Below are 24,081 nucleotides of genomic sequence, written 5' to 3'. Positions count from 1 at the left end.
CGGTTAAATTTAAAGTTATAAAAAAACCCTTTAAGCCAAGCAGCCTAAAGGGTCTTTAATAAAAGTTTAGGACTGCTTACAATTCTTTAAAAATTGAATGCATCAAACGTTTCTTATCATTAATGCTCTCTTCCAGAGAAATCATGGTCTCGGTACGGTAAACACCTTCGATATCATCTAACTGAAAGATGATCTCTTTGGCATGTTGAGTATTGCGTGCTCTTACCTTACAAAATACGTTGAACTTCCCGGTGGTCACGTGGGCCACGGTCACGAAAGGAATTTCATTGATACGTTCCAAAACGAATTTTGTCTGAGAAGTATTTTTAAGGAACACCCCCACATAGGCGATAAAGGCATATCCTAATTTTTTATAATCCAAAGTAAGGGATGACCCGATGATAATACCGGCTTCTTCCATTTTTTTAACCCTCACATGCACCGTCCCTGCAGATATTAACAATTTTTTCGCGATATCTGTAAAAGGAGTACGCGTATTTTCGATAAGCATATCGAGGATCTGGTGATCGGTCTCGTCTAATTTAAACTTGGCCATTTCTAAACTACTTTTTAATGAAGTTCAAAAATAATACAAATTCATTGAATTATTATCAGTTAATTCGACAATTATTCCATTTTAATTGGAATTTCTGTTGATTTTAAGAAGATTTTATTAACTACAACGTTTTCGATAAGGAGCTCCTCCCCTGCAATTCGGATTTTTTCATTCTGTGCATCTATTTCCCGGTGCCCGATTTGCTGGATGGACTGACCGATTTTTTCTATAATCGGAACGAATCTGAGCTTTCCATTCTTTAATGTTTCCTTAAATTGAATGACCACATCAACGAGACTTCCTTCAAAATCAACATTACGAATGATCACATCGCGAAATAACTTCTGATTTTCCGGAAGATCGAAATATTTATGGAAATCTACCGTATTATCGTTCGCGATGGCAGCAAGTCCGGAAATAAGTGCCAGGAATATATACCGGCGTGTTTCTTCCCTTTGATAATCCCCCGGAAAATGTCCTGCTTCAAAAAGAATTGTAGGAATTCCTTCTGACTGAAACGTATCACCTGCACAATTAATATTAAAACCATCATCATATCTACCTATTTTATTCTCTAGTTCCGGTTTTAAATAATCAGCCATCGTAGCTATAAGAGCCATGCTTTCTTCTCGAGTTTCGTCAATAGTGCGCTCTTCATCCCGGGCGGGCGTCAAAAAGCTCAATACCGCCGGGTTGTTTGTGGGTCCTGCACTAAAAATGGTGCGTTGATCGTGAAGATTGAGGCAGTAATCTGGCTGAAATTCTTTTGACAGCTTCCGCAATATGCTGCTTTCAGGCTGTGAAAGGCGTTGCATGTCACGATTCAGGTCTACATGATTCGCATTGACACGGGTGTAATATTTGGCGCCATCGGGGTTGAGGATCGGAACACACACCAAAGTGATCTGCTGAAGTAGTTTTTTGATCTCCTCATGGTCCTTATAATGATTAAAAAATGCAATAAGATCAAAAATAGCCTTAGTGGTCGTGGATTCATTTCCGTGCATTTGTGACCAAGCTAGAATTTTTATTGGTCCACTTCCTATTTTAATTTGATAGATTTTTCGTTCCTCAACTGATTCTCCAATTTTCTCAAATTGATAAAATCGATCGAACTTTGATTTGATCTTTTTAAGATCGGCCAGCGTAATATATCTTCCTGAAGCAGCCTTCCATTTGATCGTTTGATAGGCCCGTTTCGTACGAAACTCTTCGAGTAATTTTTCCATGTTTACAAAACTAAACATAATTGATTTTACAAATGTAAACAGATTGGACAGGGTTCGCGATGTACTTTTGTAAACAATTCAAGGAATTCACACCTCCAGTGCTTTGGAATAAATCCAACAAACTTATTTTTAAAGTATAAATACTATACTTTCAATTAGTTATGTGTCATTAAAAGAATATAAACTTTAAATTTATACATCGATTTATGAGGCGTTATATATTTAATTTTCCGGTTCGAACTTTTTAAGTTACATTTGTAACATCAGTATAATGGTAGTATAATTTACAATGGTAAACACGGAAGATTTCTCTATTAGACTTACGAAAATCATGGAATTTTACGAGCTGTCTGCAGCTGCCTTTGCTGATCGTATCGATGTGGGAAGGTCTTCTATTTCGCATATCATTTCAGGAAGAAATAAACCCAGTCTGGAATTCGTGATGAAGGTTGTTAAAGGTTTTCCTGAAGTGGAATTGTACTGGCTCCTAAATGGAAAAGGCAGTTTTCCCAAATCTAATTCCACTACTCCGAAAGCTGAGCGAGAAAAAATTGTTCCCACTCCAACAGTTCAGGTGCCGACAAAATCAAATGAAGCTATGAACTTTCAGGAGGTTCCAAAAAATTCAGAAAAAAGAACTATTCAAAAAATCGTGATATTTTATGATGACGGCACATTTGATGCCTTTGAGAATTGATTAGCTGCGCTATTTTAGATTACTTTGCAGCATGAGAAAGTTCGTTATTTTAATTGTGGTATTCTCTATGATTTCCTGCTTTAACGCGGAAAGAAACTGTGAGGATTTTCATACCGGCACCTTTGAGTTCAAATCGTATATTAACGGAGAGATGGTCACCTCTACTTTCATTAGGAATGATTCGACTGAAATCGAGGAATTTCGAGGAAAAGTCGATACTTCTTCTATCCGCTGGATAAACGATTGCGAGTATATCCTGAAGAATTTACATCCTGATGGAATGGCTGAAGAAAAAGCGATCCATATGAAGATCCTTACGACCAGTAAAGATGGTTATACCTTTGAATATGGGCAGGTTGGTGACCCTAAAAAGTCTCGTGGTTCTGTCACCAAAATTTCAGAATAGCCCCGTATTTTGCTTATCGATCGCGCAGCATCTGATTCTGCTCTTCCATCTGGTCTGCGATCTTCGATAGCAACTCAATGTCTTTGGGGGTTTTTACCTGAGTATTTTTAGGATCTTCGGCTTTTTCACGGAAACGATTCATAAATCTTACAAATAGGAATAATACAAAGCCAACTATCAGGAAATTAATAACCGACTGGATGAAAATTCCGTAGCCAATAGAAACTTCCTCCAGGTAATTCGGGCTCCCATGAGTGCCAATTGCCTCTCGTAACACCCATTTTTTATCTTCAAAATTGATCTCACCTGTGAGTAAGCTGAGCGGTGGTGAAATGATTTGTTTGACCAGGCTGTCCACGATCGTACTGAAAGCCGCGCCAATGATAATACCAATGGCCATATCGACCATATTTCCCTTGACGGCAAAATCTTTAAATTCCTTTATCAATCCCATTAATCATCAAATAATTTGGTCTGGCTTTCTGAAGAGGTATCAGCTTTCCGGATGTCTTTTAATTCTATTTTATCGTCTTCGGAAGTTTGCTTTTCCTCTTCCGGCTCTTCCTTTTCTACTTCTTCTTGCGCAGGTTCCGGAGTTTCATACGGCAAAGGATCCAGTAAGTTTATCTGATTTACTTTTTCAGTAGTTAACTGGTTTCCAAGAGCCTTAATTCCTTTTACTGAAATGAATTCTTCAAGATTTATTTCCTCATTGGGTCGGCGATCCTTTCCTTTAGTTTTGGTGAAAACAATTTCTGCCATCGGGTAATAATCGGTCGAAACGATCTCGAGGTAAGAATTAGGATGTTCACTGATGAACTTTTCTTCCTTGTCTGGATTATCAATCAAAAAACGCTTCACATAATAACGTTCTTTTTCTGATTCCCAGTAAATAGCAGAAATGGGCTTTTTAGGAATCCACTTTTCCAGAACGACTATTTCTTCGTCAAAACGCGTGATTAGTTCCGGTTTAATGGTTTTGGCTACCCCGTCCTGGGTAATGATCAGTAAGCGATCATCCCCGCGAAATTCTCCAAGCAACTCTCCGCGACCATCTACATTTAGTCTTTTAACGGTATCGTCAAACCAGATCCTGCGAGGTTTCAGCGTAGAAACGCCTTCTTCTTTTAATTCAATTCGTTTCACGGAATATTTTGTGACGATATTTCCTTTAACGTTACGACCTTTGATCATAACTTCCGCAAAATCCAAATCAAATTTCAGTTTCCTGATGCTTCCTACCTGTCTTAGTAAAACGGTAACAACTTCCGCTTCACCATTAGGGTTTGCAGAAAAATAGAGCACTTTTGAATCTTTCTTTTCGTTGGTAAGATCATACTCGCGATCCCGCGTAATCGAAGTGACGGCAAATCTTTTTACATACGAATTCCCGGCTTTTCCATCACGATAGATCATATTGTAGATCGTTCGTTTGTCTTTTTTCTTGAAAATCGCCACATGAATGATGTCTTTTCCAATGAAGGTCTTGGTATCTACCTTGGTTACCATCATTTTCCCGTCTGCTGTAAAGCAGATCACATCATCAATATCGGAACAATCGGTAACGTATTCGTCTTTTTTTAGCGACGTACCGATAAAGCCTTCTTTTCGGTTTACGTAGAGTTTCGTGTTCCTGATCACGACTTTCGTGGCCTCAATATCATCAAAGATTCGAAGTTCGGTTTTGCGTTCACGTCCTTCCCCGTAATCTTTTTTCAGTTTTTTGAAATAGTCTACTGCAAAATCTACAATATTGTCCAGCTGGTGTTTCACCTGTTCGATCTCGCCTTCCAGGGCTTCGATCTTTTGCTGGGCCTTGTCGATATCGAATTTGGAAATTCTTTTGATCCTGATTTCCGTTAGGCGCACGATATCTTCTTCGGTTACTTCACGAATCAGGTGCTTCACGTGGGGTTGAAGTCCTTTATCAATGGCGCTGATCACACCTTCCCAGGTTTCTTCCTCTTCAATATCCCGGTAGATCCTGTTTTCAATAAAGATCCGCTCCAGGGACGCAAAGTGCCATTGTTCCTGTAATTCGTGTAATTTGATCTCCAGTTCACGACGCAGCAATTCCAGTGTATGATCTGTCGACTGGCGCAGGACATCAGAAACTCCAAGGAAAATTGGTTTGTGATCAATGATTACGCAACCTAAAGGAGAAACTGAATTTTCGCATTGGGTAAATGCATACAACGCATCGATGGTTTTATCTGGTGAAATATTATTGGGCAGATGAATCAGGATCTCTACTTCTGCCGCAGTATTGTCCTCAATGCGTTTGATCTTGATCTTGCCCTTATCATTAGCCTTCAGAATACTATCGATCAGGCTGGTAGTCGTGGTGCCAAAAGGAATTTCGGTAATAGCCAGGGTATTTTTATCTACCTGGTTAATCTTAGCCCGAACGCGGACGCGTCCTCCTCTTTTCCCATCTTTATAGTCGGAAACATCTGCGATGCCGCCGGTTGGAAAATCTGGGACGATCTTAAAACTTTTGCCGCGAAGATGCCTGATCGATGCATCGATCAATTCATTGAAGTTATGCGGAAGCACTCTCGTGCTCAAACCTACCGCAATACCTTCCGCGCCCTGTGCCAGTAACAATGGGAATTTTACGGGAAGGTTTACCGGTTCCTGCTTCCTGCCGTCATAACTTAGTTGCCATTCGGTAAGTTTTGGAGAATACAATACTTCCAGCGCAAACTTGGAAAGTCTTGCCTCGATATACCGGGGTGCTGCGGCACGGTCGCCTGTTAGGATGTTCCCCCAGTTTCCCTGGGTATCGATTAAAAGGTCTTTTTGACCAATCTGCACCATGGCATCCCCAATACTTGCATCGCCATGAGGATGATATTGCATGGTGTGACCAACGATATTGGCCACTTTATTATATCGGCCATCATCCAGGTCTTTCATGGAATGCATGATCCTGCGTTGTACCGGTTTGAAACCATCTTCGATAGCGGGAACGGCACGCTCCAGGATTACGTAGGAAGCATAGTCAAGGAACCAGTCCTTGTACATGCCAGTGACCTTAATTAATTCTTCTTTGTTAGTATTGAACTGCTCTTCCTGAGCTCCTTCTTGGTTTTCTTCCATTAGGCAGTAACTTCACTCGGGCGGGTTTCCAGCACTTTATTCAGTGCGGCAACCATGCCTTTTTTCTTTTTTCGGTTTAAAAATGTGGTGTTAAAAGTATATTTTCGGTATCCTTTTTTTCTGCGTGACCTGATGTAAATGGTTAATGCGGAATAAATTCCGTAGTCGATAAACCTAAATTTTCCCAGCTTCCGTTTAGGAAATTCGGCCCTTTTTACGCGGTATTCCATGAATTTTGAAAAGAAAACGCCGTTATTTTTAAAATTCAGGGTTTCTCCGTCGCTGTCAAAATCGAAAGCCTGGCCAATAGTATGCACGTAAAAAGCCAGCAATAAGGTGACAATATTCGGAAGGAAATGACTGAAACCGATTTCCTGTTCAGAATCTGAAGCCATGATCTCGATATTCACAAAGACATTCGTCACGAATACCGCGATCAAAACAATATATATTGAAGGGATTACCCGTACTTCAGTCTTGTTCGTGAACCTCATATTTCCAATTCTTCAATTAGATCAAGCTCCACCTTCAAATTATCAATTATAAACTCTTGCCGGTCTGGTGTATTTTTACCCATATAGAAATTCAGCATTTCGTCTACCGACTTATCTTTGTCCAGCATCACAGGATCCAGGCGAATATCATCGCCGATAAAATGCTGGAATTCATCCGGGGAAATTTCTCCAAGCCCCTTAAATCGCGTGATCTCTACTTTGCCTTTTAACTTCTCAATCGCCTGTTTTCGCTCATATTCACTGTAACAATAGATCGTTTCTTTCTTATTGCGAACCCTGAAAAGTGGTGTTTGCAAAATATACAGGTGGTTTTCCTTGATCAGTTCCGGGAAGAACTGCAGGAAAAAAGTGATGAGCAGTAACCTGATATGCATTCCATCAACATCGGCATCTGTCGCGATCACAATATTATTATAGCGAAGGTCTTCCAGAGATTCTTCAATATTCAACGCGGCCTGAAGCAGGTTGAATTCTTCGTTCTCGTAAACGATCTTTTTGGTAAGGCCGTAGCTGTTCAAAGGTTTACCCTTCAAACTGAACACTGCCTGTGTTTCTACATCACGACTTTTCGTGATCGATCCACTGGCCGAATCTCCCTCTGTGATGAAAAGTGTGGTTTCCAGGCTTCGGGCATGTTTGCTGTCTCCCAGGTGTACCCGGCAGTCCCGAAGTTTCTTGTTATGTAAACTGGCTTTTTTGGCCCTTTCTTTTGCTAGCTTCCGAATTCCTGAAAGATCTTTCCGTTCACGTTCTGCCTGAAGGATCTTGCGCTGGAGTTTTTCAGCAGTTTCAGGGTTACGGTGCAGGTAATTATCGAGATTTCGCTTCAGGAAATCGTTGATGTATGTACGAACGGTTGGCAGGTCGCCACCCATATCCGTAGAACCTAATTTGGTCTTCGTCTGGCTTTCAAAAACCGGTTCCATCACTTTGATGCTTACCGCGGCAACGACAGACTTGCGGATATCACTGGCCTCATAGTTCTTTCCGTAGAATTCGCGAATGGTTTTCACCACAGCTTCCCGGAAAGCGGCAAGGTGCGTCCCCCCCTGAGAAGTATTCTGCCCATTCACAAAAGAGTGATATTCTTCGCTGTATTGTGTACGGCTGTGGGTTAAGGCCACTTCGATATCATCCCCACGCATGTGGATGATCGGGTACAAAAGGTCATCCTCGTTAATGCTGTCCTTCAGCAGGTCTTTCAACCCGTTTTCTGAATAAAATTTTTCCCCGTTGTAAACTATCGTAAGACCAGGGTTCAGGTATACGTAGTTTTTGAGCATCTTTTCGATGTACTCATTACGGAATTTATAATTCTTGAAGATCGTCTCATCCGGCACAAAAGTGATCTTTGTTCCGCGGCGACGGGACGTCTCTTTTAAATGTTCTTCGTTTTTAAGTTCTCCTGATTCAAATTCTGCGGAATGGCTTTCTCCGTCTCGTGTAGATTCCACGCGAAAATAATTGGAAAGAGCGTTCACGGCTTTGGTACCCACCCCATTCAATCCTACAGATTTCTTGAAAGCCCGGGTGTCATACTTTCCACCAGTATTCATTTTGGAAACCACATCCACCACTTTTCCAAGCGGAATACCACGCCCGTAATCCCTAACAATCACTCGCTGATTTTGTACGGAAATCTCGATGGTTTTGCCAGATCCCATTACAAATTCATCGATACTGTTATCGATCACTTCTTTTAAAAGAATGTATATCCCGTCGTCCTGGCTGGATCCATCCCCCAGTTTCCCGATATACATTCCGGGTCGCATCCTGATGTGTTCTTTCCAGTCTAAAGACCGAATATTATCTTCGGTGTACTTAGTTTCACTCATAAGTAGTCATGGAGTTATGGCCTAAATATAGCATTTAAGCTAAAAAACCGAAATAGCTTCGGCTGAAAGTAATTAACAAAGAATTGGGATCAAATGTTAATTAGATAGGAGAAATAAGGAGTTAGAATGAAAATTGAGTAAAAAAGATAGATCTTAAACGCCTAAATAGGAAGATTTAAAAATTTCTCAAATTTCAACTCTAATATCTTCAATCTATTACACGTTAAAACGGAAATGCATCACATCTCCATCTTTTACAATGTATTCCTTCCCTTCTACGCGCATCTTCCCGGCTTCTTTTACCTTCGCTTCGCTGCCAAACTGCACATAGTCGTTATAGGCGATCACCTCAGCACGAATAAAACCTTTTTCAAAATCGGTATGAATCACTCCGGCAGCCTGAGGAGCAGAAGCTCCCACTTTTACGGTCCAGGCACGCACTTCTTTTTCCCCTGCAGTAAAATATGTCTGTAGATTTAGCAGGCTATAGGCGCCGCGAATAAGTTTGGAGGAACCCGGCTCCTCCAGGCCAATATCCTGAAGAAACATTTGTCTTTCTTCATAATCGTCTAATTCGGTAATATCAGCTTCTGTTCCCACGGCCAGCACCAATACCTCGGCATTTTCATTTTTTACGGCTTCACGCACTTTTTCTACGTACTCATTTCCGTTTACGGCTGAATTCTCATCTACGTTACACACATACATCACCGGTTTATCGGTAATAAACTGAAGTGGCTTGATGAATTCTTTATGCTCTTCTTCGGAAGTTTCGATCGCTCTCACAGATTTCCCCTGTTCCAAACCATTCTTCACCTTAAGCAACGCAGCTTCTTCTTTCTGAGCTTCCTTATTTCCGGTCTTGGCAGCACGTTTCACTTTTTCAAGTTTCTTATCTACTGTTTCCAGGTCTTTCAACTGAAGCTCAATATCGATGGTTTCCTTATCGCGAATTGGATCAACCGAACCATCTACGTGCACCACATTGTCGTTATCAAAACATCTTAAAACATGCAGGATCGCATCGGTTTCACGAATGTTACCTAAGAATTGATTGCCCAGGCCTTCTCCTTTACTGGCACCTTTTACGAGCCCGGCAATATCCACGATCTCTACCGTAGCAGGAATCACTTTTTCAGGATTTACCAGTTCTCCAAGTTTGGTTAATCTAGGATCTGGAACGTTTACCACCCCTACATTGGGTTCAATGGTGCAGAACGGAAAGTTAGCACTCTGCGCTTTCGCGTTGCTCAGGCAGTTAAAAAGAGTTGATTTTCCAACGTTTGGCAGTCCTACAATTCCAGCTTTCATATGATGTGTTTAAGATTCCTTTAAGGCGCGCAAATATAAATCTTTCCCTTCGATTTTTAAAGTTTCCCAATAAATACCCTGAAGGAATTTTCATTATAAATTTCTTAGTGATTTTGTTAAAATACCGCATTTTGACTCTTAAAAATTTTATAAAAACTTGAATTTTAAAACCATAGCTCCAAAATTTACGTAAATAAGGAAATTAACCTAAAAACCAAATTATGATTGCACTTTTACCAAAGGCAAAAATGTGCCTTCTTTTAATCTTTTTAATCCCTATTTTTTCCTTTTCCCAAACAACCTCACAAACCCTCTCCGAAAACCTTTCTAACGACCCGAGAATTGAAAGTTTTAAAATCGACCAAGCCAGAGAGACCCCTACATTCATTAGAATGAACACTCAAAAATCTGATCTAATTCCTTCAGATGTCCCGCAATTCCTTTCTGAAATCTTCGGAACTTCCGCAGAAACCAGCTTTCAGCAGCAGGAAATACTGGACAATAAAGGTTTTCAGATTATCAAATTTCAACAGTACCAGTCTGGAATCAAAGTGGAACACGGGCTTATCAAAGCCGTTGTGAAAAACAACCAGGTGATCGCATTTACTTCAGAATATTATATTCTGGACAATGCTGCAACTTCCGCCGGTCTTTCCGAAGATGCAGCATTACAAAAGGCTTTGACCCATATTGGCGCAGAACAATATTCCTGGGAATATGTACTAAGCCTTGGCAGCAATTTGCTTGTTCAGCAAACCTACGACGAGTTTTATCCAAAAGGTGAACTGGTTTACGTAGATGATTATGCCACGCCTGAAGTTGACCTCTCCCTTGCGTATAAATTCAATATTTATGCGGCCAAGCCTATTTCCAGAGCCTATGTGTATGTAGATGCCAATAACGGGAATATTCTTTTGGAAGATGCGATTATCAAGCATGTTACGGAAGACGCTCCAAAACCGCAGCCGCAACCCGCTTATTTAAACGGAATTGGTGATACGCGCTATGCCGGGCGGAGACAGTTTGATTCGTCCCAGGATACCGACGGTAATTTTATTCTGAAAGGCGTCACCCCAAGCGGTGTAGAAAATGAAACCCTTTCTTATGAAGGAATTGGCGGGCTACCATTAAGCGTTCCGGCACTGGAGACTTTTGCGGTTCCTATTGCTGATGGTGATGGCGACCTGCTAAATCCGGAAACAGCCGATAATATCTGGAATGCTTCGGAACATCGTAAAGATGAATTTTCCACCTTGAACCCGTATCCGCTGGCCAATGAAAAAAATAACGACGACGTGGCCCTGGACGCACACTGGGGAGCTGAAGTAGTTCTTGATTACTGGAAAGACGTTCATAATCGCCTGAGCTACGATAACCAGGGAACTAAAATATTCAATTACGTGCACTACGGCGATGCATATGACAATGCTTTCTGGAATGGTACCGCAATGACCTATGGTGACGGAAGTTACCAGGGCGGCACCAACCCCGACGGGTCTTTTGCCCCGCTGACCTCTATGGACGTTTGTGCCCACGAAATTGGTCACGGAGTTTGTGAATTTACTTCAAACCTGGTGTACCAGCGCGAATCCGGAGCCATGAATGAAGGGCTTTCAGATATCTGGGCGGCTTCTGTAGAAAATTATGTCTTGACAAGAATTGATTCTTCTTTGGAGTTCGATACCTGGGGAATTGGTGAGCAAATTGACGAAAGTGATGGCGGTCTTCCCGCCGGAGATCCTGATTCTCGCGCCTTACGCTGGATGGACGCTCCTAAAACAGAAGGAAATCCAGACTGTTATGGTGGAGATAACTGGACAGACCCTGAATGTGGTACTCCTAACCTCGCCAATGACCAGTGTGGAGTACACAATAATAGTGGTGTGTTGAACAAATGGTATTACCTTATGGTTGCCGGCAGCGGCCAAACTTTGTCACCCGGCTTCGGAAAACCTGCCGTAGAAGATCAAATTACAGACGCTGGAAATTCCTACTCGGTAGAAGGCATCGGCTTTTCTAAAGCGGAAGCGATTACCTATATGGCAGAGACATTGCTTTCACCAAATGCCAAATTTGCCGAAATGCGCGACGCTTCTATTTTTGCGGCGCAGAGCCTTTACGGGATCGATTCCTTTGAAGAGCAGCAGGTAACCAATGCCTGGTTTGGAGTAGATGTGGGAGAAGCCTACAATTCCGGGGAACCCAATACCATTAGCTTCAGTGATAGCAATGTGACCATTTTTTCAGAAGACAATACCGAAACCGGTTGTGATGATTTTGTAATTTATGAAGTGGTGATCAGCAGTGTGGATGTAAACCCGACTGCTACGATTAGTCTGAATTTAAGCGGAACCACTGCCATGCAGGGGGAAGATTTTGAAATTTCGGCTACCGATCTTACTTTTTCAGGTTCCGAAAGAAAAACCATCGAGATCAAGGTTTTTGACGATGCGGTGATCGAGGATACTGAAAATATTACCCTTTCCTTCGTTTATAACAATGAATTTCAGCAGCAGGTATTCCGTATCGCTGATAACGATTTTGAACCACGAACCGGTTCTACCGTAGAAACTCTGCTGGCTGAAGATTTCAGCGGAAATGGACTTCCGCAGCAGTGGAGCATCAAAACTATCACGGAAGGTTTTAACAGCTGGAGTGTAAATGGAGATCTCACTGCGGCTGGCCGCGCTTATGTGAATGATAGCCTGGTAAACATTCCTTTTTATAACCAGGCCTCCCCTTCTGAAGTGATTTTGCAAACCGGGCTCATCAACGCCATGGGATACCAGGATGTGAACGTAAGTTTTGACTGGGAAGCCGGTGGTGAGACCGATGCGGTGGATCCAACGATCATTTTTGACTACGGGGAATTTGTTTATACGTTTGACGGCGCGAACTATCAGTCCCTTCAGAAATTTGTAGGATCAGGTCCATTAGCCGTAAGTATTGAAAACGGCCAGTTTTCCGGGCTTATTCCGGAGCTGGAAGGAAAATCATTTTACCTAGGCTGGAGATGGTACAACGATGCCAACGCGGGTTCTGAATTCAGTTTTGCTATTGATAATGTGACGGTGACCGCAGTGCCTGCCGGAATTGCTACGGAAATTGGTAAAACCATGACCACCAACGTGAGTGCGGGGACAACCGTATACTTCATGGCAAATTCCGATAAAAGCCTGATCGCGAAGATCAGCAATGCGACGGAAGATCTGGGCTGTGTGACGTTGAGTATCGAAGAATCCGGAAACGGTTTTGAAGTTTTCTCCAACATCAATACGGCGAGAGCTTCCAAAGTTTTCAGTATAAATACCGAAAATGAAAATGCCAGTTATGACCTGAGCATCTATTATACTGATAAGGAGCTGAGCAGTTTTGACCAGCCTTTGGAATTATTACCGATCAAAGTAGATGCTGCTACAATTGACGAGGCTGATGAAAGTTTAAAGAATTTTGAACTAAACGGCAGCGTGACCGAAGTGAATTCTGAAGATGCTTATAAGGTTTACACCGGTACGTTTACCGGCTCCGGAAAAGTAGGCCTGGCACAGGATTTTCAGTATTGTTTTGCAGCTCCCTCACCATGGAAGTCGGCAGCTATTGGCAATGGCAGCGGAAAAACCTGCTATGATGATGCGATTTTCAGCGTCGAGGCTAGTGGCGCTGGTTTGAATGCCCGCAGCGATTCCTTCTATTATACCTATCAAGATGTTTCAGCAGATGTGACGATCGTGGCCAGCCTGGATGCGCTCAGTAAGGAGGAATTGCAGAACGAGGCAACGCTTCAGATTCGGGAAAATTTGCAGGCTGGCAGTAAATTTGCCGCGATCAGTATAGAGGCCGATCCCCTGAGCGGTGCCAGTGAATTCCGCTTTGCGTATCGTAAATCGAGCGGCGGAAACATCAGTTTTGGGAATTATACTTTGACCAGTCTTCCGGAATATTTCAGATTGGAACAGTCTGGCAACCTGGTGACCGCATCCTATTCCGTAGATCAGAATAACTGGACCGAAATTGGTAGTGTCCGGCTGAAGTTTTCGTCAAAGACTGCCGGAATTGGTAGTAATGTGAACGCCACTTTCAGCGAAGTATCCATAATCGAAGGAAACGGCAAGACCCAGGAGGCGGATGAGAAGAACCTTACAAAGCTGGACGAAGGCAACGAGGCTCCGGTGAATGACTCCCGAAAACTCACATTATATCCTAACCCGGCTGTAAGCCAGATCAATTTGGAACTGGAAGAATCACCTATCAGTATGGTAAGCATTTACAGCCTAAATGGGAAGATGGTTCGTAGTGAAAAAGCGGAAAAATCTGGTGCCAGTATGCGCATCGATGTGTCCAGGCTACTCTCCGGCCTGTATATCGCGAAGATTTACACCGAAGATGGAAAAGTCTATAACAGGCGCTTCCTGAAAAAGTAAAAAATTAAGAAAATGAAGAAGCCGGGCTGTGTCCCGGCTTTTTTTATGGCAGTCTTTAGCTTTTTTTTAACTGAAGCTGCTGGCAGATTTCCTACTTTTAGATAGTACGCTATGATCGAAAAATAAACACTATGAATGAACAAAGCTATTCCGAAGAAAGTCTATGGTATAAGGATGCCATTATTTACGAACTCCATATAAAAGCTTTTTTCGATAGCAATGGCGACGGAATTGGTGATTTTAAGGGCCTGTTGCAGAAGTTGGATTACCTGGAAGATCTCGGTGTCACGGCAATTTGGCTCCTTCCATTCTACCCCTCTCCTCTTCGGGATGATGGGTATGATATTGCAGATTATTATTCGATCAATCCTTCCTACGGAAACCTGGAGGATTTTAAAAATTTCATTGAGGAGGCCCATGCCCGCGGACTAAAAGTGATCACCGAGCTGGTCATCAACCACACCTCCGATCAGCATCCCTGGTTTCAAAAGGCGCGAAAAGCTCCCGCCGGTTCCCCGGAAAGAGAATTCTATGTTTGGAGCGACGACCCAAAAAAATACAAGGATGCGCGAATCATTTTTACGGATACCGAACCATCCAACTGGTCCTGGGATTCTGAAGCGCAGGCTTATTACTGGCACCGTTTCTTTGCTCACCAGCCAGACCTGAATTTTGATAATCCCGAGGTGCAACAGGAAGTTTTTAATGTTCTTGATTTCTGGTGCCAGCTGGGTGTGGATGGCTTTCGCCTGGATGCTGTACCCTATCTTTTTGAAAGAGAAGACACTAATTGTGAAAATTTACCTCCAACCCATGAATTTCTGAAAAAATTACGGGCATACATTGATGCCAATTACGATAATAAGCTGCTTTTAGCGGAAGCAAATATGTGGCCTGAAGATTCCGCCGCGTATTTTGGAGACGGGGATGAATGCCACATGAACTACCATTTTCCCATTATGCCACGAATGTTCATGGCGGTAAAGATGGAAGACCGCTACCCTATTATAGATATTATAGACCAGACTCCTGAAATCCCTGAAAATTGCCAATGGGGAATCTTTCTTCGGAATCATGATGAACTGACCCTGGAGATGGTGACCGATGAAGAACGGGATTATATGTACAAAGTTTATACAAAAGATCCGCAGGCTAAGATCAACGTTGGGATCAGGCACCGCCTGGCGCCACTTCTCGAAAATAACCGAAATAAGATCGAGTTGATGAATATGCTCCTGTTTTCCCTTCCGGGAACACCCATCGTGTACTATGGTGATGAGATAGGAATGGGTGACAATTTTTATTTAGGAGATCGGGACGGTGTACGCACACCCATGCAATGGACGGCCGATCGGAATGCCGGTTTTTCGCTTGCCAATCCGCAGAAATTATACCTGCCGCTAATCATCGATCCTGAATACAAGTACGAATCGATCAACGTGGAAACCCAGAAAATGATCTCTTCCTCGCTGTTATGGTGGATGAAAAGGATCATCGGGATGCGTAAAAAATATCGCGCTTTTGGCCGCGGAGATATTGAATTCCTGTCGCCTGCTAACTCCAAGATCATTGCCTATACCCGAACCTTTGAAGATGAAAAGATCCTGGTTTTAGGTAATTTATCGCGATTTTCCCAACCGGCGGAAATTGATCTTTCCGAATTCAAAGGCTACACTCCGGTAGAAGTCTTCAGTCATAATAAATTTCCGGTGATCACAGACGATCCATATTTATTCACCATTGCGCCTTATGGTTATTACTGGTTCAGTTTAGAAAAGGAACGCGCCCGTGTAAAAGGGGAAACGAATATCCCCGAACTAAAAGTGGATAAATGGGAAAACCTTTTGAAGAACAGGACGCTTCAGAAGTTATCTGAAAGCATTTTGCCGCCGTATTTATTGCATCGACAGTGGTTTGAAAGTCACGGCCGCATCATCCAGGAGATTCATATTAAAGATACTGTAGATGTAGATGCCAATGAACTGGCGGTAAGAATTGTAATCCTGGAAGTAACTTATAATGAAGGTCTCCCGGAAACTTACCAGTTACCCATCGCTTTCTGTCATGATAAAGACGAGGAACTTCGAAGAGAAATTCCAGATCGCGGGGTGATCGCGAAACTGAAAATTGGCAAAGATCAGGGAATTCTTTTTGACGCGGTCTTTTCCGAAGCTTTTCGCGAACATTTACTGGAGCAATTCATTGAAAACAAGCAAAAAGGAGAGCTGCTTTTCGTTACGGAAGAACGAATTGAACTCGAGGAAGAAAATTTCAGGTCCCGACTCATCGATACAGAAAGCCGGCAAACCGTTATCACCTATGATGATGAATATGTCCTGAAGCTATACCGAAAACTGGACCTCACCTTTAATCCTGATGTGGAAACGGTGAAATTCCTGAGCAGGGCTAATTTCAAGCATATTTCACCTTACCAGGGCTCCATGGAATTCCATAAGATATCCGGAAAACCCTACATTCTCGGGATGCTTCAGAAGGTTACTGAAAATCAGGGTGAAGTCTGGCAGTATATGAAGGATTCCGCAGATCGATATTTCGAAAATGTGCTTACCAATACCAAACATTTTAAACGGGAAAAAACCGAAGGCAGGCTTACGCAGGCGATCAGCTACGAAGAAATTCCTGAAAACATGAGGGAACTCCTGGGGGTGATCGTCCCAGACCGTGTACACCAGCTTGGCAAATTCACGGCAGAACTACACAAAAAACTTTCAGAAGACACTCGCGATGAAGATTTTGACAAGGAAGAATCTTCCCTGCATTACCAGCGCTCGCTGTTTTCTGGACTGCAAACACTTACCAGGACCAGTTTGCAGCATCTAAAAACGCAAATGGGAGAACTGCCGGAAGATGTTCAGCAGGAAGCCCGCGAAGTTATCAGGATGCGTGAAGAAATTCTCAATTGTTTCAAAGATATTTATGACCACAAGATTCCCGTGATGAAGATCAGGACTCACGGCGATTACCACCTGAAACAGATTCTCTGGACCGGGAAAGAATATATTATGAACAGTTTTGAAGGGGATCCTTCCAGGTCATTTAGCGAGAGAAGGATCAGGCGTTCCGCGATGCGCGATTTGGCGGCTATGATCCGCTCCTTCCATTATGTGACTTACAGCAGTATTCTTTCTTCAGAATTCGACCAGCAACGCAAAGAGGGAAAACTTGAAACCTGGGCAGAAGACTGGCATTACTATATAAGCAGGTTATTCCTGAAAGGTTATTTCGAGAATGCTGAAAATGCCGATTTTGTGCCGGCCAGCCGGGAAGATTTCCGCATTTTGATGCATACCTTTTTGCTGGAAAAGGCGCTATACGAGTTGAGTTATGAGCTGAGAAATCGCCCTGAATGGGTTATTATTCCACTCAGGGGGATTAAGGCTATTGTGAAATATCACCGCAAATAATACGCTTATTCCACGATGTACATTTCGTTACTGGCTTTGATGTATTCCTGGGGATTGAAGGTAGATTCAAAACTGTTTCGCACCAGGTCGAGCTTTAATCGTAATTGCTTCATTTCCTCCTTCAAATAAGGATCTTCATCGTATTTATCGATAAGCTTCTCGTATTTGTTGAGGTTTTCCAGTATTCTGAATGTCAGCATCCCGAAACGGATCTTCAAATTCTGCACCTGTAGCATCTGGTCGTGGTATTCCTGTTTCCAGTTTTCAGGATTCTTACTGCGCTCTTCCACGATCTTATTTTCCGCGATCTTGGAGATATCCAGCATATATTGTGTTCGTTTCTTTGCATCGGTTTCATTGGTAAAATGTTCCTGGAAATCTTTCATGTTGATCCCCAGCATATCGACCAGATTATCTTCCATCGCTTCATTCTGAAGGTCCTTCAGCTCATTCAGACTTTTATTGATACCCTGCCATTCAGTTTCGATGAGGTCTTTATCATGGGTAAACTGAGAAATAGAAGTGGTCAATTTCAGCATTTCCATACTTTGTTTTTTCAGCTCCTTATCTCTTCGGTTCAGGGAATTGATAAAAGTACTGATCCCGTCAAACAAACTTCCTGCGAAAACACCGGTAAATGGCGTTCCTTCAGCAAGGTTCCCGGTGATCTGGATCATGTGATTCAATGCAGCAAGACGTGCGTTTTCTTCCTGTTCTTCCTTTACGAAATTCTGAAATTTTCCAAACCATTGCTGGTAACCTTCATAATTCATCGGGTTACTGATGCGGTCCAGCGTGGAATAGAACTCCCGGGAAGTATTGAAAAGGTTAAGCGGTTTGATCTCGCGTTCCATCGAAGCCAGGTTCAGTACTGCAGAACTATAATTGTATTTGTAAACACTGACGGTGTTTTTGTCGATCTCTTCCTGTCTCTCTTCCAGAAATTTTACGCGCTCCAGTAGTTTTTCTACTTTTTCGGAAGCCGAATTAGTGTTTTTGATGCTTTCATCCAGAGTGTTAATCTTGGAATCGATCTCCTTGATACGAAATTCCAGGTTTTGGCTGAGCAATGCCCGTTCCCTATTCAACTCCTTGAGGACTTCATCTGTAACATTGGAGGCCTGATCTTCTGAATAGATCTGGGCAAAAGAGGTAGAAATTCCTAAAAAAAAGGCAATTATCAATAATTGGTATTTTCTCATAAGTTGTTGGTTTATAGCAATCTTATAACGCTGGCAGTTGGACCATATTTCGTGCCACGACCATACGCTTTTGTAATCATGCGGGCTAAAATAGCTTGAAACGGGGCAATTCAGGCTCTACCGGCTCTCAAAATTATGGGGAATTTAACGCTTCCTAAATTTTCGAAGGAATTTCTGAGGTCTTTTTCCACGATTTGCACCGGATCTTTCCCATGGGCTTTTTCATAATGCTTAACTGCCGACCAGGTTCGCAGATACCCCAGCAAATGGGTTATATCCCATTTTAAAGATAAATCGAGTTTCGGAGCTGGAATTTCCTCGAAAGGAAAGGGAATATCCTGATATTCATTATCCAGGTGGCGCCGCTCGGGATCCCAGTATGGACCTATAATATTATTATAAAAATGATCCATGACCTGGTTAAAAGCTTGGTTGCCGCGAATGAGCCCGTAACCCATCAATGCCAATAATCCTCCTTTTTTCAGACATCTTGTTGCCTCGGAAAAAAATGCTGCAAAATCGAACCAGTGAACCGATTGCCCGCAAATGACCAGGTCAAAAACAGCATCTGGAAAATTCACCTTTTCAGCAGGCTGAAGGGAGTAATGAATTGCATTTTTCTGAATGGCATTTTTTAATTGTGGCTGGCTGATATCGGTCGCCTCAACCAGATTGAAAAAATCTGCAAGACGGGAGGCTACTTGGCCGTTACCCGTTCCACAATCCCAGGCGCAATCAGATCCTGAAAGGTTTTCTTTTAAAAAAGTATAGACCTCGGCCGGATATTCCGGTCGAAATTTTGCGTAATCACTGGAATGCCCGGAAAAATTATCTTTCATTTTTTGGTTGTTCCGGCTCTAGTTCCACGATGCTGGAAAAAACCATCTGGCGGAATTTCCAGGCCGTCTCATCATTTAGGTCTCCCTGAGTTTGCTTCATTAGAATCCCAATAGTATTGGTTTCAGGATCAGCAAAATACTGGGTGTTAAAATATCCACCCCAATCGAACGTGCCGGCACTCCCCTGGCCTCCCTTAGTCACTGCCTTTTGATTGATCATGCCAAAAGCGAGTCCGTAGAAATTCTCAGGTCCGCCAAAAAGATCGGTCACCTGTTCGCTCATTATAGTTCGAACGGTGGTTGGGCTGAGAATGTGTTTCCCATTGAAGGAACCTTTATTTAAGTACATTTGCAGGAACCGGGCATAGTCATTTGCCGTACTACTCAGGCCCGCACCGCCAGAGAAAAAAGATTTGGCGCCTTTTTTCGGGTAATCTGGATCGTAGAAAGTCAATCCAAAATTCTTCCATTTTCCCTGAACTTTTTCCTGCACGGCCACCAGCCTACCAGCTTTTTCCTGCGGAAGATAAAAATAAGTATCGTTCATTCCCAGTGGCTCAAAGATTCGTTCTTTCAGAAATTCGTCAAAAGCTTTACCGGAGACCACTTCAATAAAATAACCAAGCACATCTAAACCTTCGGAATAGGTCCATTTTTCACCTGGAACATGATGTAAAGGTAATTTGGCGAGTTTTTCTACGCTTTCCCCAATACTAATCTTTTCCGTAGTGAAGAGATCGGTCACGCCAGCTTTGCTATAGATCTTTCTGAATTGTTCATCCCCATCGATCATCCCATAGCCAAGGCCGGAAGTATGAGTAAGCAAATGCCTGATCGTAATCTCCTTCCCTGCCGGTTTGGTGGTAAAAGTACTGTCTTCCTCATCAAAACTTTCCAAAAGCTGAGGATTGCTGAATTCCGGAATATATTTCGAAATGGGATCATCCAGCTGGAATTTCCCTTCCTCCCAGAGAATCATTACTGCCGTGGCTGTAATTGCCTTGGTTTGCGAAGCAATGCGGAAAATGGCATCCCGTTCCAGTCCTTTTCCAGAGGCATTCGCCTGTCCAAAAGATTTCCAGTAAGCAAATTTGCCGTTTCGGGCGATCAGGGCCACAGCGCCGGGAATTTGTTTTTCTGTAACAGATTCCTGCAGCATAGCGCTTATCTTTTCAAGTCTTTCCGAAGAAATCCCCAGAACTTCGGGTGTTGTTTCCGTAAAATCGTTTTGGGCCATTCCTATTTGGAGAAACAGGAAGCAGCAGCAGTAAAATAGGTTTTTCATAAAGATGGTATCGCTAAGCCTTAAAATTAGCGAAAAAATGTGTGCGGTTTCAAATTCTGAATTATCCGTAAAGTCTCGCATCAAATTATGAGTTGTTCACATCAAATTACGCCGGAAATTAATTATATTGTATAAGTTTAGTATCAATCTAAAATTCAAAGGCTTATGAAAAATACTGGCATATTTCCCTACAGCCGAAACAGCAGCATTCTGGCGCTAATCGCCATGCTGCTCTTTTCGGCATATAGCTTTGCTTTTCAACCCAAAGCTGAAGATTATGTGGAATATCGTGGTGAAGTGGTGAACTCGAGCAATGGCCGGGGAATTGCTTCTGCTTTTTTAGCGTTAAACAATAGCAATATTTCTACCATCACCAACGAAGACGGGAAGTTTTCCCTCAAAGTTCCGGAAGACCTGGTAGAAGCCACGGTGACCATTTCAGTTTTGGGCTTTCAAAGCAAGACTCTTCCGCTAACCTATTTCAAACCTCAGGACACGCGTATCGAACTCGAGGAAACAGTGGAAGAACTTTCAGAAATCAGTCTTTATCAGGCGACCGACGCTAAATTGCTGGTCAAGGAAATGCTGACGAAAAAGGACGAAAATTATTTTAATGATGAAAGTTTGATGACTTCTTTCTACCGCGAAACCATCAAAAAAGGCTGGAGTGACGTAAGTCTTTCCGAAGCGGTACTGAAAATCTACAAAACGCCATATAACAGTGCAAAAAAAGACCTTGTATCTATTTACAAAGCTCGAAAAAGTACCGATTATGACAAACTGGACACGGTGGCCATGAAACTGAAAGGCGGGCCATTCAATACGCTGTATCTGGATATGATGAAGTACACCGAATATGTGCTGCGCCCGGGAATGCTGGAATCGTATGAATTCTCTTTTGACGATCCAACCAAAATCAATGATCGCTATACTTATGTGGTTGACTTCCGTGAAATTGATCACAGCGATCCGTGGTATTTTGGCAAGCTCTTTATTGATGCGGAAACTTCCACCCTGGTCAAAGCCGATTATAGCCTGAATGTGGATGATCGCAGCAAGGCGCAGGAAATGTTTGTGAAGAAAAAACCGAACGGTTCCAAGGTTTATCCTGTGGAGCTGAACTACGAGGTAGATTATGCCCAAAATAACGGTAAGTGGCGCTATGCCTACGGTAAAGCCGAAATGGAATACGTGGTGAACTGGAAAAGAAAAATTTTTAATTCCCGTTATAAGATCAATAGCGAGATGGTCGTGACCGATCTTGAAAATTACGCGGGTGAAGACTTCCGGCAAACAGAATCGCTCATCAGGCCTAATATTGTCATGGTGGATGATGTTTCAGGATTTTACGACACGAATTTCTGGGGTAGCAATAATATTATTGAACCAGACAAATCCATTCAGAATGCTATCGATAAGATCAAAAGAAATTTTGAAGATGAGCGATAGTTTGAATTTTAAAATGGAAAAAGCCCGGAAAGATCCGGGCTTTTTTTGTGGCTTTAATGTATCTGTTTTTTGAAACTATCCAAGTTTCACGGTCTCTTCGAAAACATGTTCACCGTATTTCACTTTTACGATGTATTCTCCGGAAGGTACCGTCTTAAAATCAAAAGTCTTCTTTAATACCAAATCCTTAGTCTTTAACTGGCCAATTTGCTCGCCGGCTTTGTCGAAAATCAGAATCTCGGCAGTAGTTTCGGTTGGATTGGCCATGTAAACCAATACTTTTTTACCGTAAGTCTTGAAGACCGGTTTAAAAACGAACTCGTAATTCTCGTGTTTTACCAGCAGTTCATTTCCTTTCTTTTTGATCACCGAAGTGGAAATCGTAAAAGTCTTATCCAGGCTCAACGTATAGTTTCCATCTGGCAGGTTTTGAAATGAAAGGGTTTTGGAATAGTTCTTCTCATTCAGGAAACGATCTTTAAAGATCACCTCTCCACGAGCGTCCATCAAACTCAAAACAGCATTATCTTCAACGTCCTGGAGATTTACAACCAGGTTTTGCTGTTCGCTGATCTTCAAATCCAGCCCATCGGCTGCATTGACATTAGCGGTCATTAACAAACTGAAAACCGCTACTAGGGTACTGATTGCTTTTTTCATAATCTTAGGTTTTTAAGGGTTAGAACTGAGATTAATATGATTCAAACTTAGACCGAAAAAGACTAAAACGATACAGCTGTATAAACCAATTTCTATGCTTTATTGATGTCAAAAACTGCTATAAAAACGTTTTCGGTTAATATTCCACATTTTATAGGTAAATTTGCAAACCACCCACCTCAGAAAATCAGAGTAATTTAGTACAAACCCGAAGCTGATGGCCGTACTTTCCAAACCTACCCTAGAAAAGATTGAGCCGGGATTTGGCAGTTCCTTTTCCCTGCGCACCTATTACACCAACTCTTCCAATAAAAACTACAGTTTCTGGCATTATCATCCGGAGATCGAACTGGTGTATGTAAATGGTGGTTCGGGAAAACGGCAAATCGGGAGCCATATTTCCTATTACAGAAATGGAGACCTGATCCTCATTGGCTCCAACCTTCCGCATTGTGCTTTTACTGATAGCCTTACCGGTCATGAGTGTGAAACCGTACTTCAAATGAAACCGGATTTCCTTGGAGAAGGTTTTTTTACTTTAACTGAAATGCGTTCTCTGCAAAATCTCTTCGAGCGGGCTAAAAAAGGAATTGTGTTTCACGGTGATACGAAACGCGAAATTGGCAAAAAGATCGAAAACCTTAAAAACCTGGATCCTTTCCACCGGCTCCTATCCTTACTAGAAATCTTCAAAGCCCTAGAACAAACCGAGAAATATACCATTCTCAATGCACAGGGATTTATCCTGGAAACCGAATTACAGGATAACGACCGCATAAACGTGGTATTCAATTTTGTAAAAGAGGAATTTCAGCAATCTATCCCCTTGGAAGAGATCAGCAATAAAGTGAATATGACGACACCGGCCTTTTGCCGCTATTTCAAAAAAATCACGGGTAAGACTTTTACGCGTTTTGTGAACGAATATCGCCTGGCGCATGCTGCAAAATTGCTACATGAAAAACAAATCAGCATTACAGAGGTTTGTTTTGAAAGCGGTTTCAATAATTTCAGTCATTTTAATAAACAATTCCGCAAATTCACTGGAAAATCACCTTCTACTTACCGCAATGAACTGAGGTTCCTGGTTTCCTGACAGGATTTCCTGAGGAGGTATGGTGAAAATTGTCTATTTTTAATAGAACTACT

Annotated in this window: 17 protein-coding genes; 6 read left to right on the top strand and 11 right to left on the bottom strand. The window is 42.3% G+C overall.

Annotated elements, in window-relative coordinates; all coding sequences use genetic code 11:
• Nucleotides 1–76 precede the first annotated feature (76 nt).
• Together GRFL_RS15650 and GRFL_RS15645 are read right to left on the bottom strand one after the other, a co-directional pair.
• Nucleotides 77–556 (bottom strand): Lrp/AsnC family transcriptional regulator, encoded by a 480-nt coding sequence (locus tag GRFL_RS15650; RefSeq protein WP_083645489.1) that lies wholly within the window; start codon nt 554–556, stop codon nt 77–79.
• A 71-nt stretch (nt 557–627) separates the two neighbouring features.
• A complete protein-coding gene (locus tag GRFL_RS15645) occupies nt 628–1,785 on the bottom strand; it encodes a M14 family zinc carboxypeptidase (RefSeq protein ID WP_083645488.1) in 1,158 nt (385 codons plus the stop codon).
• Nucleotides 1,786–2,074: 289 nt separating this feature from the next.
• On the opposite strand from GRFL_RS15645, the gene GRFL_RS15640 reads away from it, so the two are divergent.
• Together GRFL_RS15640 and GRFL_RS15635 are read left to right on the top strand one after the other, a co-directional pair.
• Complete coding sequence (locus tag GRFL_RS15640) at nt 2,075–2,482, top strand: helix-turn-helix domain-containing protein (protein WP_083645487.1); 408 nt, start codon at nt 2,075–2,077, stop codon at nt 2,480–2,482.
• 31 nt (nt 2,483–2,513) lie between these two features.
• A complete protein-coding gene (locus tag GRFL_RS15635) occupies nt 2,514–2,888 on the top strand; it encodes a DNA topoisomerase IV (RefSeq protein WP_083645486.1) in 375 nt (124 codons plus the stop codon).
• Between the two features lie 13 nt (nt 2,889–2,901).
• Here GRFL_RS15635 and mscL read toward each other — a convergent pair whose 3' ends face one another.
• The 5 genes from mscL to ychF all read right to left on the bottom strand — a co-directional run bounded on the left by mscL (nt 2,902) and on the right by ychF (nt 9,651).
• Nucleotides 2,902–3,342, bottom strand: coding sequence for a large-conductance mechanosensitive channel protein MscL (gene mscL, locus GRFL_RS15630; RefSeq protein ID WP_083645485.1), 441 nt, complete (start codon nt 3,340–3,342; stop codon nt 2,902–2,904).
• Entirely contained in the window at nt 3,342–5,990 is a 2,649-nt protein-coding gene (locus GRFL_RS15625) for a DNA gyrase/topoisomerase IV subunit A (RefSeq protein WP_083645484.1), read from the bottom strand. Before GRFL_RS15625 ends, mscL begins: the two co-directional genes overlap by 1 nt.
• Nucleotides 5,990–6,484, bottom strand: coding sequence for a hypothetical protein (locus GRFL_RS15620; protein ID WP_083645483.1), 495 nt, complete (start codon nt 6,482–6,484; stop codon nt 5,990–5,992). Before GRFL_RS15620 ends, GRFL_RS15625 begins: the two co-directional genes overlap by 1 nt.
• On the bottom strand, nt 6,481–8,340 hold the full coding sequence (locus GRFL_RS15615) for a DNA topoisomerase IV subunit B (RefSeq protein WP_083645482.1): 1,860 nt from the start codon (nt 8,338–8,340) through the stop codon (nt 6,481–6,483). Before GRFL_RS15615 ends, GRFL_RS15620 begins: the two co-directional genes overlap by 4 nt.
• 216 nt (nt 8,341–8,556) lie before the next feature.
• Complete coding sequence (ychF, locus tag GRFL_RS15610; protein WP_083645481.1) at nt 8,557–9,651, bottom strand: redox-regulated ATPase YchF; 1,095 nt, start codon at nt 9,649–9,651, stop codon at nt 8,557–8,559.
• A 392-nt stretch (nt 9,652–10,043) separates the two neighbouring features.
• Here ychF and GRFL_RS15605 point away from each other — a divergent pair, with 392 nt between their 5' ends.
• The gene (locus tag GRFL_RS15605; protein ID WP_158091641.1) at nt 10,044–14,072 is read left to right on the top strand and encodes a M4 family metallopeptidase; all 4,029 of its coding nucleotides are present in this window, start codon (nt 10,044–10,046) and stop codon (nt 14,070–14,072) included.
• A 131-nt stretch (nt 14,073–14,203) separates the two neighbouring features.
• Nucleotides 14,204–17,497 (top strand): maltose alpha-D-glucosyltransferase, encoded by a 3,294-nt coding sequence (gene treS / locus GRFL_RS15600; protein ID WP_083645479.1) that lies wholly within the window; start codon nt 14,204–14,206, stop codon nt 17,495–17,497.
• Between the two features lie 5 nt (nt 17,498–17,502).
• On the opposite strand, the gene GRFL_RS15595 is transcribed toward treS, so the two are convergent.
• The 3 genes from GRFL_RS15595 to GRFL_RS15585 form a co-directional block, all read right to left on the bottom strand.
• Nucleotides 17,503–18,699, bottom strand: coding sequence for a hypothetical protein (locus GRFL_RS15595; RefSeq protein WP_083645478.1), 1,197 nt, complete (start codon nt 18,697–18,699; stop codon nt 17,503–17,505).
• Between the two features lie 110 nt (nt 18,700–18,809).
• The gene (locus GRFL_RS15590) at nt 18,810–19,538 is read right to left on the bottom strand and encodes a class I SAM-dependent methyltransferase (RefSeq protein WP_083645477.1); all 729 of its coding nucleotides are present in this window, start codon (nt 19,536–19,538) and stop codon (nt 18,810–18,812) included.
• A complete protein-coding gene (locus GRFL_RS15585) occupies nt 19,528–20,823 on the bottom strand; it encodes a serine hydrolase domain-containing protein (protein WP_083646198.1) in 1,296 nt (431 codons plus the stop codon). The genes GRFL_RS15590 and GRFL_RS15585 overlap by 11 nt, the downstream gene beginning before the upstream one ends.
• Nucleotides 20,824–20,988: 165 nt before the next feature.
• Between GRFL_RS15585 and GRFL_RS15580 the strand changes: the two genes are divergently transcribed.
• Nucleotides 20,989–22,272, top strand: coding sequence for a carboxypeptidase-like regulatory domain-containing protein (locus GRFL_RS15580; protein WP_083645476.1), 1,284 nt, complete (start codon nt 20,989–20,991; stop codon nt 22,270–22,272).
• A gap of 75 nt (nt 22,273–22,347) precedes the next feature.
• Here GRFL_RS15580 and GRFL_RS15575 read toward each other — a convergent pair whose 3' ends face one another.
• Nucleotides 22,348–22,932 carry a DUF3244 domain-containing protein gene (locus tag GRFL_RS15575; protein WP_083645475.1) on the bottom strand — a complete coding sequence of 195 codons (585 nt, stop codon included), beginning with the start codon at nt 22,930–22,932 and terminating at the stop codon, nt 22,348–22,350.
• A gap of 217 nt (nt 22,933–23,149) precedes the next feature.
• Here GRFL_RS15575 and GRFL_RS15570 point away from each other — a divergent pair, with 217 nt between their 5' ends.
• On the top strand, nt 23,150–24,028 hold the full coding sequence (locus tag GRFL_RS15570; protein WP_083645474.1) for an AraC family transcriptional regulator: 879 nt from the start codon (nt 23,150–23,152) through the stop codon (nt 24,026–24,028).
• The last annotated feature ends 53 nt before the right edge of the window (nt 24,029–24,081 follow it).

The sequence above is a fragment of the Christiangramia flava JLT2011 genome (assembly GCF_001951155.1).
Classification (GTDB): domain Bacteria; phylum Bacteroidota; class Bacteroidia; order Flavobacteriales; family Flavobacteriaceae; genus Christiangramia; species Christiangramia flava.
Note: the sequence above shows the minus strand (reverse complement) of the source record. Positions and strands in the feature narration are given on the sequence as shown.